14 protein-coding genes are annotated in these 15,377 nt (G+C 70.3%); 11 read left to right on the top strand and 3 right to left on the bottom strand.

Going from position 1 to position 15,377, the window contains the following annotated elements:
* The first annotated feature begins 80 nt into the window (after positions 1–80).
* The 3 genes from CLV30_RS02950 to CLV30_RS02940 are packed head-to-tail and all read left to right on the top strand — an operon-like array spanning position 81 to position 4,817.
* The gene (locus CLV30_RS02950) at positions 81–3,902 is read left to right on the top strand and encodes a multifunctional oxoglutarate decarboxylase/oxoglutarate dehydrogenase thiamine pyrophosphate-binding subunit/dihydrolipoyllysine-residue succinyltransferase subunit (protein ID WP_106535709.1); all 3,822 of its coding nucleotides are present in this window, start codon (positions 81–83) and stop codon (positions 3,900–3,902) included.
* 15 nt (positions 3,903–3,917) lie between these two features.
* Complete coding sequence (locus CLV30_RS02945; protein ID WP_106535708.1) at positions 3,918–4,124, top strand: DUF6104 family protein; 207 nt, start codon at positions 3,918–3,920, stop codon at positions 4,122–4,124.
* Positions 4,125–4,817 carry a GDSL-type esterase/lipase family protein gene (locus CLV30_RS02940; protein WP_106535707.1) on the top strand — a complete coding sequence of 231 codons (693 nt, stop codon included), beginning with the start codon at positions 4,125–4,127 and terminating at the stop codon, positions 4,815–4,817.
* Between the two features lie 138 nt (positions 4,818–4,955).
* On the opposite strand, the gene CLV30_RS02935 is transcribed toward CLV30_RS02940, so the two are convergent.
* Positions 4,956–5,921, bottom strand: a complete 966-nt coding sequence (locus CLV30_RS02935; RefSeq protein ID WP_106535706.1) for a zinc-binding dehydrogenase — start codon at positions 5,919–5,921, stop codon at positions 4,956–4,958.
* A 144-nt stretch (positions 5,922–6,065) separates the two neighbouring features.
* Positions 6,066–7,271, bottom strand: a complete 1,206-nt coding sequence (locus CLV30_RS02930; RefSeq protein WP_106535705.1) for an NAD(P)-dependent malic enzyme — start codon at positions 7,269–7,271, stop codon at positions 6,066–6,068.
* 274 nt (positions 7,272–7,545) lie between these two features.
* Between CLV30_RS02930 and CLV30_RS02925 the strand changes: the two genes are divergently transcribed.
* The 7 genes from CLV30_RS02925 to CLV30_RS02895 all read left to right on the top strand — a co-directional run bounded on the left by CLV30_RS02925 (position 7,546) and on the right by CLV30_RS02895 (position 12,852).
* Positions 7,546–8,388, top strand: a complete 843-nt coding sequence (locus CLV30_RS02925) for a transporter substrate-binding domain-containing protein (protein ID WP_106535704.1) — start codon at positions 7,546–7,548, stop codon at positions 8,386–8,388.
* Positions 8,389–8,405: 17 nt separating this feature from the next.
* A complete protein-coding gene (locus CLV30_RS02920; RefSeq protein WP_106535703.1) occupies positions 8,406–9,191 on the top strand; it encodes an amino acid ABC transporter permease in 786 nt (261 codons plus the stop codon).
* The gene (locus tag CLV30_RS02915; RefSeq protein ID WP_106535702.1) at positions 9,188–9,931 is read left to right on the top strand and encodes an amino acid ABC transporter ATP-binding protein; all 744 of its coding nucleotides are present in this window, start codon (positions 9,188–9,190) and stop codon (positions 9,929–9,931) included. The genes CLV30_RS02920 and CLV30_RS02915 overlap by 4 nt, the downstream gene beginning before the upstream one ends.
* Before the next feature lie 185 nt (positions 9,932–10,116).
* Positions 10,117–10,503, top strand: a complete 387-nt coding sequence (locus CLV30_RS02910) for an ATP-binding protein (protein ID WP_211300003.1) — start codon at positions 10,117–10,119, stop codon at positions 10,501–10,503.
* Complete coding sequence (locus tag CLV30_RS02905; protein WP_106535700.1) at positions 10,413–11,318, top strand: RNA polymerase sigma factor SigF; 906 nt, start codon at positions 10,413–10,415, stop codon at positions 11,316–11,318. Before CLV30_RS02910 ends, CLV30_RS02905 begins: the two co-directional genes overlap by 91 nt.
* A 34-nt stretch (positions 11,319–11,352) precedes the next feature.
* Entirely contained in the window at positions 11,353–12,276 is a 924-nt protein-coding gene (locus CLV30_RS02900) for a diacylglycerol/lipid kinase family protein (protein ID WP_106535699.1), read from the top strand.
* Between the two features lie 324 nt (positions 12,277–12,600).
* Positions 12,601–12,852, top strand: a complete 252-nt coding sequence (locus CLV30_RS02895) for a WhiB family transcriptional regulator (RefSeq protein WP_106535698.1) — start codon at positions 12,601–12,603, stop codon at positions 12,850–12,852.
* Positions 12,853–12,936: 84 nt separating this feature from the next.
* On the opposite strand, the gene CLV30_RS02890 is transcribed toward CLV30_RS02895, so the two are convergent.
* Positions 12,937–14,412, bottom strand: a complete 1,476-nt coding sequence (locus CLV30_RS02890) for a sensor histidine kinase (RefSeq protein WP_106535697.1) — start codon at positions 14,410–14,412, stop codon at positions 12,937–12,939.
* 65 nt (positions 14,413–14,477) lie between these two features.
* On the opposite strand from CLV30_RS02890, the gene CLV30_RS02885 reads away from it, so the two are divergent.
* Entirely contained in the window at positions 14,478–15,359 is an 882-nt protein-coding gene (locus tag CLV30_RS02885; RefSeq protein ID WP_106535696.1) for a DUF2785 domain-containing protein, read from the top strand.
* The last annotated feature ends 18 nt before the right edge of the window (positions 15,360–15,377 follow it).

Genomic DNA, 15,377 nt, shown 5'->3' with positions numbered 1-15,377 from the left:
CCATGCGCCCGGTCCCGGCCTGCGGCTAATCTGTACCAGAGCAGCCGCGCATATTCGAACGGAAGAAGGCGAACGCGACAGTGGCCCCCACCGGCCCGCCATCGGGATTCGGACCGAACGAATGGCTCGTCGAGGAGTTCTACGAGAGCTGGCTCGAAGATCCCAGCAGCGTCGACCCGGAGTGGGCGGAGTTCTTCTCCGAACGTGCCGCCGCTTCCGACTCGTCGTCCGGGAGCCGGCCCGAGACCACCGCAGCATCGACCGCGAGGACGACCGTGACATCCAAGGATGCGACGCCGGCCGACGCCACCTCGTCGGCGCCCCCCGCCCCCTCCACCCCGAAGCCCGCCGCGGCCGCGCCGGAGTCCACGACGGGTGGCGCCACCCCGGGGTCCGGGACCGCGCAGTCCGGCGCCGGTGAGTCCGGGTCCGGCACGACCGCCGCCACCCCGTCATCCACGACGCCGCCCCCGGCGACCGACCGCGCGCCCGCCTCGCGGACGCCTGCGGACGCGCCCAGCGCGACACCCGTGCAGAACGACGGCGCGGCCGACGAGGCCGAGCTGACGCCACTGCGCGGCGCGCCGGCACGCACGGCGGCCAACATGGAGACCAGCCTCGAGGTCCCCACCGCCACCAGCGTGCGGGCGGTGCCGGCCAAGCTGCTGGTCGACAACCGCATCGTCATCAACAACCACCTCGCCCGCTCCCGCGGCGGCAAGGTCTCGTTCACCCACATCATCGGCTACGCGCTGGTCAAGGCGCTGAGCCTGATGCCGGACATGAACACCGCCTACGGCGAGAAGGACGGCAAGCCGGCGCTGGTCACGCCCGCACACGTCAACCTCGGCCTGGCCATCGACATGCAGAAGTCCGACGGCACCAGGCAGCTGCTCGTGCCCAGCATCAAGCGGGCCGAGGCCCTGAACTTCGCCGAGTTCTGGGCGGGCTACGAGGACGTCGTGCGCCGTGCCCGCGACGGCAAGCTCGGCATCCCCGACTTCCAGGGCACCACCATCACGCTGACGAACCCGGGCACCATCGGCACGGTGCACTCGGTGCCCCGGCTGATGAAGGGGCAGGGCACCATCATCGGCGTCGGCGCCATGGAGTACCCGGCCGAGTACCAGGGCGCCGCACCCGAGACCCTGGCCCGCCTCGGCGTGTCCAAGACGCTGACGCTCACCAGCACCTACGACCACCGGGTCATCCAGGGCGCGCAGAGCGGCGACTTCCTCCGGCTCGTACACCGGCTGCTGCTCGGCGAGGACGGTTTCTACGACGAGATCTTCCACGCCCTGCGCATACCGTACGAGCCCATCCGCTGGGCCACCGACGTCACGGCGAGCCACGAGGACGAGGTCAGCAAGCAGGCACGGGTGCTCGAGCTGATCCACGCCTACCGGGTGCGCGGGCATCTCATGGCCGACACCGACCCGCTGGAGTACGAGCAGCGCACCCACCCGGACCTCGACATCTCGACGCACAACCTGACGCTGTGGGACCTCGACCGCGAGTTCGCCACCGGATCGTTCGGCGGGCACAAGCGGTTCATGCTGCTGCGCGACATCCTCGGCGTACTGCGCAACGCGTACTGCCGCACCGTCGGCATCGAGTACATGCACATCCAGGAGCCGGAGCAGCGGCGCTGGATCCAGCAGCGGGTCGAGAAGCCGGTCGACCTCACCCCGCGTGAGGACCAGCTGCGCATCCTGCTCAAGCTCAACCAGGCCGAGGCGTTCGAGACGTTCCTGCAGACCAAGTACGTCGGGCAGAAGCGGTTCTCACTCGAGGGCGGCGAGTCGCTGATCCCGGTGCTCGACGAGGTCGTCGAGGCCGCCGCCGAGGGCGGGCTGGAAGAGGCCGCCATCGGGATGGCGCACCGCGGCCGGCTGAACGTGCTGGCCAACATCGTCGGCAAGAGCTACGCGCAGATCTTCGGCGAGTTCCAGGGCAACATCGACCCGCGGACGGTGCAGGGCTCCGGCGACGTCAAGTATCACCTCGGCGCCGACGGCGAGTACACCGCGCTCGACGGCTCGCCGATCAAGGTCTCGCTGACGGCCAACCCGAGCCACCTCGAGGCCGTGAACCCGGTCCTCGAGGGCATCGCCCGGGCCAAGCAGGACATCCTCGACCGCGGCGAGGAGTTCCCGGTGCTGCCGATCCTGGTGCACGGCGACGCGGCGTTCGCCGGTCAGGGCGTGGTCGCCGAGACGCTGAACCTGTCGCAGCTGCGCGGCTACCGCACCGGCGGCACCGTGCACGTCGTCGTCAACAACCAGGTCGGCTACACCACCTCGCCGGACCAGTCCCGCTCGTCGATGTACTCCACCGACGTCGCGCGGATGGTCCAGGCGCCAATTTTCCACGTCAACGGCGACGACCCGGAGGCGTGCGCGCGCATCGCGCGGCTGGCGTTCGACTTCCGGCAGACGTTCCACAAGGACGTCGTCATCGACATGATCTGCTACCGCCGCCGCGGGCACAACGAGGGCGACGACCCCAGCTACACGCAGCCGCTGATGTACGACCTGATCGAGGCGAAGCGGCCGGTGCGCAAGCTGTACACGGAGGCGCTGATCGGGCGCGGCGACATCACCATCGAAGAGGCCGAGCAGGTCGTGCTCGACTACCAGAAGCAGCTCGAGCGGGTGTTCGCCGAGACCCGCCAGGCCGCGCCCACCGAGTTCACCAGTGTGCCGACGTACCCGGACAAGCCGGAACCGTCCGGCGACCCGGTGACGGCGACCACGCCGGAGGTGCTCAAGAGCATCGCCGACGCCTACCTCACAGTGCCCGACGGCTTCACCGTCCACCCGAAGGTGCTGCCGCAGCTGCAGCGGCGTGCGTCGGTGATCACCGACGGCGGCATCGACTGGGCCACCGCCGAGATCACCGCGTTCGGCGCATTGCTCGTCGACGGCCGGCCGGTGCGCCTCGCCGGGCAGGACAGCCGGCGCGGCACGTTCGTCCAGCGGTTCGCCTCCATCGTCGACCGGCACACCGGCGAGTCGTACATCCCGCTGCAGCATCTCGACGAGAACCAGGCGAAGTTCTACGTCTACGACTCGCTGCTGTCGGAGTTCGCGGCCATGGGCTTCGAGTACGGGTACTCCGTCGCCCGCCCGTCCGCGCTGGTGCTCTGGGAGGCGCAGTTCGGCGACTTCGCCAACGGCGCGCAGACCATCATCGACGAGTTCATCACCGCCGGCGAGGCGAAGTGGAGCCAGCTGTCCGGCATCGTGCTGCTGCTGCCGCACGGGTACGAGGGCCAGGGCGCCGACCATTCGTCGGCCCGGCTCGAACGGTTCCTCGCCATGGGCGCCGAGGATGCGTTCCGGGTGGCGCAGCCGTCCACCCCGGCCTCGTACTTCCACCTGCTGCGCCAGCACGCGCTCGGGCCGCACCACCGCCCGCTCGTCGTCTTCACGCCGAAGTCGATGATCCGCAACAAGAAGGCGGTCTCCGCGCCCGAGGACTTCACCGGGACCACCGCGTTCCGCCCGGTGCTGCCCGACCCGGAGGGCATCGACCCGGCGAAGGTCGACCGCGTGCTGCTGTGCACCGGCCGGATCACCTGGGACCTGCTGGCCCAGCGCAGCAAGCGCTCGGACGAGCGGACGGCGATCCTCCCGGTCGAGCAGCTGTATCCGCTGCCCGTCAAGGACCTGACTGACAAGCTCTCCGGGTATCCGAACCTGCGTGAGGTGCGCTGGGTGCAGGACGAGCCGGAGAACATGGGCGCGTGGCCGTTCATGGCCCTGCACCTGGCTCCGGAGATGCCGAGCGGCGTGACCCTGTCGGGCGTCACCCGTCCCGCCAACACCGCGCCGGCCGTCGGCAACCACGCCGTCCACGTCGAGCAGCAGAACGAGCTGCACGACACCGCGTTCGGCTGATCGGGAGGGCCGGCGATGTACTTCACCGACCGCGGGATCGAGGAGCTCGACGAGCGTCGCGGTGACGAGCAGGTCACGCTCGGCTGGTTGTCCGAGCAGATGCGCCGGTTCGTCGACCTCAACCCGGAGTTCGAGACGTCCGTCGAACGGCTGGCCACCTGGCTGGCGCGTACCGACGACGACGCCGACGCCGACGACGACGTCGAAGCCGAGGACGCGTAGGTGAGCGACGAGCCCGCTGCTGGAGCGGCCGGCGACGAGTCGGCCGCGCCCGACGGGCAGGGGCCGCGTGACGTCCGAGATGTTCGAATATGCGTGTTCGGCGACTCGTTCGTCACCGGTGTCGGCGACCCGAAGGCCCTGGGATGGGTCGGCCGGGTCGCCGCGCGCACGCCGCCGAGCACCGGCGTCTCGTTGACCACGTATCCGCTGGGTGTCCGGGGCGAGGGCGCCGAAGAGGTCGCGGTGCGGATGCCGATGGAGTGCGCGCCCCGGTTCGCCCGCGGTGACGAGCACCGCGTCGTGCTGGCGGTCGGTGTCGCCGACGCCGTCCGCGGGGTGGCGCCGGCCCGGTCGGCAGCGGCCCTGGCGTTCGGGCTCGAGTCCGTCGGTGTGCCCGCTCTGGTCATGGGCCCGCCGCCGGTGGGTGACGCCGAGGTCCAGGGACGCATCGCCGAGCTCGACCGTGGCTACGCGCAGCTGTGCGCGCAGCGCGAGGTCCCGTACATCACCACCTTCGAGCCGCTGTCGCGCAAGACGCCGTGGCAGCGTGCCCGCGCCGACGACGGCCTGCACCCGGACCAGTCCGGCTACGGCATGCTCGCCTACATCGTCCTCGGCGGCGGCTGGTACCCGTGGCTGGGCGCGGAGCCGCCAACCTCCCCGGTCAAACGCCGCCACTCGGCTCGAGAATGATCACGTTCCGCATGGAATTCCATGCGTCACCACCCTTACAGGCCTCGTGATGCGTAGATTCGCCTAGTGGTGCAGCCGCGCTTCGACGCCGTCCCGCCACGCAGCAGCCGCACCACGACACCGCCCACGCGGACGCCGTCAGAGCGTGACGACGACCTTGCCGAAGACGTCCCCCTGCTCCATGGCGGACAGCCCCTCCCGCACGTCACGCAGCGCCACCGTCCGGTCGACCACCGGGCGGATTCCGGTGCGCTCCAGGAACGCCAGCAGCCGCTCGAGCTCGTCGCGCGTGCCCATGGTGGAGCCGACGATCTGCAACTGGAGGAAGAAGACGCGGTTGAGCTCCGTCTCGGCACCGTGCCCGGAGGTGGCCCCGCAGGTCACCACCGTCCCGCCGGGGCGTACCGACCGGAGTGAGTGCTTCCAGGTGGCGGCGCCGACCGTCTCCATCACCGCGTCGACCCGCTCCGGCAGCCGCTCACCGCTGGCGAAGACGCGCTCGGCGCCCAACGCCGTCGTACGCTCCGCCTTCGCCGGGTCACGCGAGGTCACCCACATCCGCGCACCCGCGGCCGCACCCAACGTGATCAACGCCGTCGCCACTCCTCCGCCGGCGCCCTGCACCAGAACCGTCTGACCGGGGACGACCCGCGCTCGGGTGAACAGCATCCGGTACGCGGTCAGCCACGCTGTCGGGACGCATGCGGCGTCCTCGAACGACAGCGCGGACGGTTTCGGCACGAGGTTTCGCCGCGGCACGGCGACCTGCTCCGCGAGCGTCCCCGGGTGCCGCTCGGACAGCAGAGACCGCTTCGGGTCCAGCGTCTCGTCACCGCGCCACTCGGGATCGGACACGACGGAATGAACGACGACGTCGTTGCCGTCCGTGTCCACGCCGGCGGCGTCCGTGCCCAGGATCATCGGCAACCTGCTGGCGTCGAGCCCGACGCCGCGCAGCGACCACAGATCGTGGTGGTTCAGCGACGCGGCGCGCACCGTGACCGTCGTCCATCCGTCGGCGGGTTCCGGATCGGGCCGGTCGCCGAGCACCAGCGCGTCGAGTGGCCGGTCGGCGTCGGTCGTCGAAGCGTAGGCAGCGAACATCTCCCCGAGACTAACGGTGCCCCGGCTGCTCGCGGCGCACCGTCATCGACGAAGCGCCGGGCGGGGTCATCACGAGGCTCGTGCCCGCATCACGAGGCTTACAAGGGTGGTGACGCATGGAATTCCATGCGGGACGTGATCATTTCACTCCGGGAGCGCCGCGCGGGCGACACCGTCGGTGACGGCGGCCTCGGCGACGGCGTCCGCGACGGCCGGCGCGACCCGGTCGTCGAACGCGCCGGGGATGATGTGGTCGGGGCGCAGATCGTCACCCACCAGGTCGGCCAGGGCGGTGGACGCCGCCAGCTTCATCCGGTCGGTGACCCGTCCCGCGCGCACGTCCAGCGCACCGCGGAAGATCCCCGGGAACGCGAGCACGTTGTTGATCTGGTTCGGGAAGTCGCTGCTTCCGGTCGCCACCACCGCGGCGTGCCGGCCGGCGACCTCCGGGTGCACCTCCGGCTCCGGGTTGGCCAGCGCGAACACGATCGAGTTGGGGGCCATCGCCTCGACAGCGGCGGGCGGAATGGTGCCGCCGGAGACGCCGATCAGCACGTCCGCGCCGCGCAGCGCCTCGGCCGCGTCGCCGGTGATGCGGTCGCGGTTGGTGCTGTCGGCCAGCTCACGTTTCACGCCGCTGAGCTTGCCGCGCTTGCGGTGGATGGCGCCCTGTCGGTCCAGGACCACGACGTCGCCGACGCCCATCGACTGCAGCATCCGGGTGACGGCGACGCCGGCGGCACCGGCGCCCGACACCACGACCCGGACGTCGCCGACCTTGCGATCGGTGACCCGCAACGCGTTCGTCAACGCCGCCGCAGTGGCGACTGCCGTGCCATGCTGGTCGTCGTGGAACACCGGGATGGACACCCGCTCCTGCAGCTTGCGCTCTACGTCGAAGCAGCGCGGCGACGCGATGTCCTCGAGGTTGATGCCGCCGAAGCTCGGAGCCAGCCGCGCGATGGTGTCGACCAGATCGTCGACGTCGCGGCAGTCCAGGCAGATCGGCACCGCGTCGACAGCGCCGAAGTTCTTGAACAGCAGCGCCTTGCCCTCCATGACCGGCAGCGCCGCGTCCGGGCCGACGTCACCGAGGCCGAGCACGGCCGACCCGTCGGTGACCACCGCGACGGTGTTGGAGCGCCAGGTCAGCTCGTGCACACGCTGCGGGTCGTCGGTGATGGCCGCGGCCGCCCGGGCCACGCCCGGTGTGTAGGCCAGCGACAGATCCTCCGGCCCGCGCAGGCCGACGGTCGAGCGCATCTCGATCTTGCCGGCCCGGTGCAGCGTGATCGCTGGGTCCTCGGGATCGGCGGTGGCGGGCGGCGAGGGGACGACTTCGGCAACCATGGAACGCTCTCGTCACGGCATCAAGGGCAGGGCATGAAAGGTCGGGACTTGAAGGCTGGGCATACGAGGACGCGTGCCCGTCGTCGAGGTGCCGCGACAGGGTGCGCCGGCGCGCGAGGATCACCCGCGTCGGCTGATTCTGCCACGGCTTGCGCGCCCGCGCGCCGGGTTTCGCCCTACTTCTTTATCCGATCGTGGCCTGCCCATGACCGGACAGCGTCAGACTTGGTGGCAAGATTCGTGCACGACCGTCGAACAGTTCGGGAGAATCATCATGACCACGCGAACCCTTCGTGCCGTTGCGGCCTCCGCGGCGGCGGTGTTGCTCCTGACCGCCTGCGGAGACGACGGCGAGTCGACGACGAGTGACGGCGGTGGCGGCGGTAGCGAGTTCGATCTCGTCCAGGAGGGGACGCTGACGGTCTGCTCCGACATCCCCTACCCGCCGCTGGAGTTCCAGGATCCCGACTCGCCCAGCGGATACGCCGGGTTCGACATCGAGCTGATGCAGAACATCTCCGACAACCTCGGCCTCGAGATGGCGGTGAAGGACGTCGGCTTCGACGCGCTGCAGAGCGGCACCATCTTCGCCTCCGGTCAGTGCGACATCGGCGCCTCGGCGATGACCATCCTGGAGGAGCGCAAGGAGAATCTCGACTTCTCCGACCCGTACTACGACTCGCTGCAGTCGCTGCTGGCCCCGGTCGACTCCGGCATCCAGTCCATCGACGACCTGTCCGGCAAGACCGTCGGCGTCCAGCAGGGCACCACGGGTCAGCGCTTCGCGCAGGAGAACCTGCCCGACGACGCCAACGACCCGCAGCGCTTCCCCAGTGACGGCGAGCTCTGGCCGGCGTTGCAGGCCGGGAACATCGCCGCCATCCTGCAGGACTACCCGCCCAACTACGTGCACGCCCAGGACAACCCCGACTTCGAGATCGTCCAGACGTTCGAGACGAACGAGCAGTACGGTTTCGCGTTCCCCAAGGGCGAGAAGACGCAGTTGCGTGAGGCCGTCAACGAGGAACTGCAGGCGCTGCGCGACGATGGCACCTACGACGAGCTGTACGCCGAGTACTTCCCTGAAGCCGCGTCCGCGTCGCCGTCCCCGTCCTGACATCAAGGGTCGCTGACTTGCGAAAGACCACGAAACGGCGCCTCGGCCGCGGTGCGCTGTATCTGATCTTCATAGCTGCCGTCCTGCTCCTGATCCTGCTCGCGGACTGGGCGACGTTGCAGGAGAACTTCTTCCAGATCGACGTCGCGCGCGAGCAGCTGCCCGAAATGATCACGGTGGCGGCGAAGAACACCGTGCTGTTCACCCTGATCGCGTTCGCGGGCGGGCTGCTGCTCGGCATCCTGCTGGCGCTGATGAAACTCTCGCCCATCCCGCCGTATCGCTGGGTGGCCACCGGCTACATCGAACTGTTCCGCGGGCTGCCCGCGCTGCTGACGATCTTCGGCATGGCCTATGCGCTGCCGATCGCGTTCCAGGTGAACATCCCGGGCGGCGCGGTCGGCGCCGGGCTGCTCGCCCTGATCATGGTCGCCGGCGCTTACATGGCCGAGGTCATCCGCGCCGGCATCCAGGGGGTACCCAAGGGACAGGCCGAGGCCGCGCGGTCGCTCGGGATGCCGGCCGGGCGGACGATGGTGTCGATCATCCTGCCGCAGGCGTTCCGCATCGTCATCCCGCCGATGACGAACGAGTTCGTGCTGCTCATCAAGGACACCTCGCTGTTGTTCATCGCCGGTTCCACACTCGCGACCAGGGAGATCACCACGTTCGCCCGCGACAGCGTCGTCACCTCGGCCAACGCCACGCCACTGATGATGGCCGCGATGCTGTACCTGCTGATCACCGTCCCGCTCACACGCGTGGTGGCCATCCTCGAGCGTCGAATGGCGAGGTCCCGATGACGACGAACGGCGTCCCGGCCATCGAGGTGGCCGATCTGCACAAGAGTTTCGGGCACGTCGAGGTTCTCAAGGGCATCGACCTCACCGTCGACACCGGCCAGGTCGTGTGTGTCATCGGGCCCAGCGGTTCCGGCAAGTCGACGCTGCTGCGCTGCGTCAACCGGCTCGAGGAACCCACGTCCGGCAAGATCCTCGTCGAGGGGATCGACATTCTCGACCCGGAGGTCGACCTCGACCGGGTGCGGGCTCGCATCGGCATGGTGTTTCAGCAGTTCAACCTGTTCCCGCACCTGACGGTGCTGCGCAACCTCACCATCGCGCAGCAGCGAGTGCTCGGACGTGACAAGGACGAGGCCGCCGAGGTCGCGCGGCACAACCTCGACCGCGTCGGCGTGGGCGAGAAGATCGACGCGTATCCGGCGCACCTGTCCGGCGGCCAGCAGCAGCGGGTCGCCATCGCGCGGTCGTTGTCGATGAACCCGGACATGATGCTGTTCGACGAGCCGACGTCCGCGCTGGACCCCGAACTCGTCGGCGACGTGCTCGACGTCATGCGTGATCTCGCCCACAGCGGCATGACGATGATGGTGGTCACGCACGAGATGGGCTTCGCCCGCGAGGTCGGCGACGACCTGATCTTCATGGACGACGGCGCCGTCGTCGAGTCCGGCAATCCGCGCGACGTGCTGGGCGAGCCGCAGCACGAGCGGACCCGCGCGTTCCTGTCGAAGGTACTCTGAGCCTCCCTCGAGTTGCCGGGATCGGCTCGTGTGACACTCTGTCGGGGAACAACTCGTGCACGGTCACGCACGGTCCCGGGCCACGCGCACCCGGTGTCCGACGTGTCCGGTCGCGGCCGCGCAGCGCCGCCGACACCGGCACCGCGGCCTGTGTCGGCGTCATCAACACGGCTGAGGGAGGCCTGGTGGGCGAGACCGATTCGCCGTTCGGAGATCTTGTCGAGCTGCAGGTGCCGGCGTCCAGCGCCTACCTGACGGTGTTGCGGACGACGGCCGCCCGGCTGGCGGCACGGATCGGCTTCACCCTCGACGAGATCGAGGACCTGCGCATCGCCGTCGACGAGGCCGGCGCCATGCTGCTACCGCTCGCCACCAACGGCGCCACCATGCAGTGCAGTTTCCAGCTGCACACCGACATCCTCGATGTCGTGGTGTCCGTGCCGACAGAGCAGGCCGACCTGCCCGGACGCGGCAGCTTCGCGTGGACGGTGCTGTCCGCCCTCGCCGGCGAGGTGCACTCCCGCGCCGACGACGGCCGGCTGTCCATCATGCTGCGCAAGAGCCGCGGATAAGACCGTCTACCGTGACACCGGCCGAGGCACGCGTCCCAGGCGAGGCCGCGGACGAGGCCGGGCCGGATCCGCTGCTCGACGAGAGCCGTGCCCTGCTGGAGCGCTTGGAAGCGCTCGACGTCGGCGATCCGCGTCGTGCGGAGGTCCGCAACCGGCTGGCCACGCTGCACCTGCCGCTGGCCGAGCACCTGGCCCGCAGGTTCGCGGGGCGCGGTGAGCCGTACGAGGACCTGGTGCAGGTGGCCACGATCGGCCTCATCAAGGCGATCGACCGGTACGACGCGTCTCGCGGCGCGGAGTTCTCCTCGTACGCGACGCCGACGATCCTGGGCGAGATCAAGCGCTGGTTCCGCGACAAGGGCTGGGCCATCCGGGTGCCGCGGCGGCTTCAGGAGCTGCGGATGTCGATCGGTTCGGCGACGACGGAGTTGATGCAGACGCTCGGCCGCTCACCTACCGTGAGTGAGCTCGCGCACGCGACCCGGGCCAGCGAGGACGACGTGCTCGAGGCTCTGGAGACGTCCGCGGCCTACAGCACCGTGTCGCTGGACACGCCGGAGGCCGGCGACAACTCCCCGTCGACCATCGAGACCCTGGGCCACGACGACGAGGCTCTCGAGGGGGTGGAGAACCGGGAGACGCTGGCCAGGCTGCTGAACCTGCTGCCCGAACGCGAGCGGCGGATCGTCGTGCTGCGTTTCTTCCGCGGCATGACGCAGTCCCAGATCGCCGCCGAGGTCGGCATCTCGCAGATGCACGTGTCCCGGCTGCTGTCGCGCGCGCTGGCCGAACTGCGCGAGGGGATGTTCAGCTGAGTCCGCGCGGACGGGCTCATCTACGCTGTCGCTCATGCGTGCTCTGGCCATCCTCAATCCGAACGCGACCACGACGTCCTCCCGCACCCGCGACGTGGTGCTCGCGGCGCTGAGCAGCGACCTCGACCTGGAGGTGGCCGAGACCACGCACCGGGGGCATGCGGCCGAGCTGAGCCGCCAGGCCCGCCGCGACGGCGTCGGACTGGTGGTGGCCGTCGGCGGGGACGGCACGGTCAACGAGGTCGCCAACGGCGTCCTCGACCCGGCGTCACCGGCGACGACGGTGCCGGACGTGGCCATCATCCCCGGTGGCAGCACGAATGTGCTGGCACGCAACCTCGGCATCCCGGAGAGCCCGGTGGAGGCCACCGGACTGTTCCTGGACGCGTGGCGCAGCGGGCGGCGGCAGCGGATCGGACTGGGCCGGCTGGACGGGCGGTACTTCACGTTCGCCGCGGGGTTCGGCTTCGACGCCGACGTGATCCGGGCCGTGGAGGACCAGCGGGAGCGCGGCCGGACGTCGACGGTCCCGCTGTACGTGCGCACGGCGGTGCGCCGGTTCTTCCAGCAGCCGGAGCGACGGCACGGCTCGATCGAGCTGGTCGCGGACGACGGGGAGCCGGTCGGGCAGCTGTCGGTGGTCATCGTCACCAACTGCACGCCGTGGACCTACCTGGGCGCGCGACCGCTGCGGCCGACTCCGAACGCCGATTTCCACGGCGGTCTGGACGTGTTCGGGCTCGCCGGGCTGCGGCTGGCGCGGACACTGTGGCACGTCGGGCAGATGGCGACGCGGCGCGGACCGCGGGGGCGCGACGTCGTGTCGTTGCATGACAGCGGTCACATGGTGCTGACGACGGACGAGCCACAGCCGGTGCAGGTCGACGGCGACTACATCGGGGACCGCACCCGCGTCGAGATCGCCGCGGCCCCGGCCGCGTTGCGCGTGGCGTACTGACGGGATGCGCAGGTCACAGGTATTGCCCCGGGGACCGTATGCCCGCTATGGTCCGGTTTCGCCGAATACTGTGACGGACGCGACACCGGCGTCCATGAGACGGATTGCACAAAGCCCTTGTACATGCATCACGAAGTTGTCACCCTAGTACTGCCACGCAGTTACGAGAGCGCCATGCGCGCACTGTAACGTGCCGACGCTTCGCGTCATCCCCGGGCCAGCATCACTCCCGCTGGTCGGCGGGGATTCGTGAACGAATTCACGTATTGAAACGTGGCTGAGCGGCCCACCTGCTCAGCACCACTATAAGGAGCTGTGAGAACCATGGATTGGCGCCACCGTGCCGCCTGTCGCGACGAGGACCCGGAGCTGTTCTTCCCGATCGGAAACACCGGGCCCGCGTTGCTCCAGATCGAGGAGGCCAAAGCGGTCTGCCGTCGCTGCGATGTCCGTGAATCCTGCCTGAGCTGGGCGCTCGAGAGCGGCCAGGACGCCGGCGTCTGGGGTGGCCTGTCCGAGGACGAGCGCCGCGCGCTCAAGCGTCGCAACGCCCGCGCCCGGGCGCGCGCCTACTGAGCGGCTCCGACTCACTCGACCTCGGCGCCCCGCCTGCCAGCCCGGCCGGCGGGGCGCTGCCGTTGGTCCGTGTCGCCGGAAACCTCACGCCGCCCCGGCGCTGCCCGCCGGCAGGTCCAGCACGACCGCCGTCCCGCCGCCGTCGCGCGCGCCCAGATCGATCTGCCCGCCCAGCTCTCCCACCACGAGCGTCCGGACGATCTGCAGGCCCAGGTTGCCCGCCGTGTCCGCGTCGAAGTCCGCCGGCAGGCCGGCGCCGTCGTCCGCGATGACGACGCGCAGCCGCCCGGCGCCGCGCTCCGCGGTCAGGCGCAGCTCACCGTCGCGTCCGCGCAGGCCGTGCTCGACAGCGTTCTGCAACAGCTCGGTCAGGGCCATCGCCAGGGGTGTCGCGACGTCGGCGCCGAGCACCCCGAACGAGCCGTCGCGGTCGGCCTGCACCCTGGCCTCGGCGGTGGCGACCTCCGTCACCATGCCCAGGAGCCGGTCGGCGACGTCGTCGAACACGACGGTGTCGTCCACCGTCTGCGACAGCGTCTCGTGCACGATCGCGATGGTCCCGACCCGCCGCACCGCCTCGTCGAGCGCGGCCCGGCCGGCGGGAACACCGATGCGCCGTGACTGCAGCCGCAGCAGCGCCGCCACCGTCTGCAGGTTGTTCTTGACCCGGTGATGGATCTCGCGGATGGTCGCGTCCTTGGTGAGCAGCTCGCGCTCACGGCGCCGGACCTCGGTGACGTCGCGGCACAGCACCAGCGCGCCGACATGCCGGCCCTCCGGGTCGAGCGGGATCGTGCGCAGGGTCATCACGGTGCCGTTGCCCTCGATCTCGGTCCGCACGTGCTGGCGCCCGCTGAGCACCGACTCCAGCGGCTCGTCGAGCGCACCCGGCCGCGGCGCCAGCTCCGCCGTCGCCGCACCGAGCTTCTGGCCGACGAGATCCGCCGCGAGCCCGAGCCGCCGGTACGCCGACGTCGCGTTCGGGCTCGCGTACAGCGCGACACCGTCGACGTCCAGCCGGATCAGCCCGTCGCCGACCCGCGGGGCGCCGCGGCGTCCCATGTCCGTCGCCCGTGGATGCGGGAACCGGCCCTCGCCGATGAGCTTGGCGAGCTGACCGCCGCACTCCAGGTAGGACAGCTCCAGCCGGCTCGGCGTACGCACCGCGACCAGGTTCGTGTGCCGGCCGATCACGCCGATGATGCGGTCGCCGCGACGCACCGGGATCGCCTCGACCCGGACCGGGACGTCGTCCCACCACTCGGGGTCGCCCTCCCGGCGGATGACGCCCTCGGCGTAGGCGGTGTCGATCAGCGGCCTGCGGCCCTTCACCAGGTACGAGCCGACGAGGTCCTCGACGTACGCGGTGGGCCCGGTGGTCGGGCGCATCTGCGCGACCGCGCGGTAGCCCTCGTCGTCCCGGTCGGGCACCCACAACACGAGGTCGGCGAACGACAGGTCGGCCAGCAGCTGCCAGTCGGCGACCAGCGCGTGCAACCAGTCGAGGTCGGCATCTGTCAGGTCGGTATGGCGATGGACCACGTCGTTCAGCGACGGCACGTCACCGAGCGTAGTCGCTACGCCCGCACTTCCCGCCTCCGAGGTGGTTCTGCGAGTATTGGGGCGTGCAGCAGTCGTACTGGGAACGGGTCGTGGCCGAAGGCTGCCGGCTCCCCCAGGGCGCCGCCCTGGACGAGCTCACCATCGAGCTGGTCTCCATGCTCGGCGAGACCGACCCGCACGTACGCACCGACATCGCTCACTCGGTCCTGCAGACGTGGATCGGCGAGGGCATCTACGACGAACTGCTCGTCGGCCTGGGCGACGGTCTGGTTCTGGGCCTGCGCAAGGGCATCGGCGAGGATCGCACGCCGTCGGTGCTCCGGCGCTCCTACTCCGCCGCCGTCCTGGCCGAGGTCATCGCCCGCGACAACGTCACCCACGGTCTTCATCCGGCGGCGGTGCTCACCTGGGCCGACCAGGCCGTCGCCTGGATGCTCGCCGAGCGCGACCTGCGTGGCTGGATTCCCGCGCAGGGCTGGGCGAGTCCCATGACGCACGCCGCCGACGTCCTCGGCGCTCTCAGCGCGTCCCGCCACCTCGGCGCCGACGAGCTCCCGGTGCTGCTCGACGTGCTGGCCGAGCGGCTGTCGACGGCCACGACGTACCGGTTCACCGCCGGAGAGGAGCAGCGGCTGGCGTTCGCCACCATGTCTCTGCTGCACCGCGACCTCATCCCGATCGAGACTCTCGAGGGGTGGCTGGAGCGGCTCACCGCCGTCTGGGCGGACGCCGACCCGACCCCCGACCCCGGCGCGGCGGCCCGCGAGAACGCCGTCGACTACCTCCGTGCCCTGCACCTGCAGCTGTTGCTGGGCGTGCATGGCACCCCGGCCCAGAATGTCGCCACCACGGCGAGCATCATGCCCGGGGTCAGGTCCGACCTGCTCATCGCGTTGCAACGCGCGCTACGCTCCAGCGCGCCGTGGATGTACCGCCAGCCCTGACGCTTCTGGCGCTGCCTG

Origin of the sequence: Haloactinopolyspora alba (genome assembly GCF_003014555.1) — a bacterium.
Lineage (GTDB): Bacteria > Actinomycetota > Actinomycetes > Jiangellales > Jiangellaceae > Haloactinopolyspora > Haloactinopolyspora alba.
Note: the sequence above shows the minus strand (reverse complement) of the source record. Positions and strands in the feature narration are given on the sequence as shown.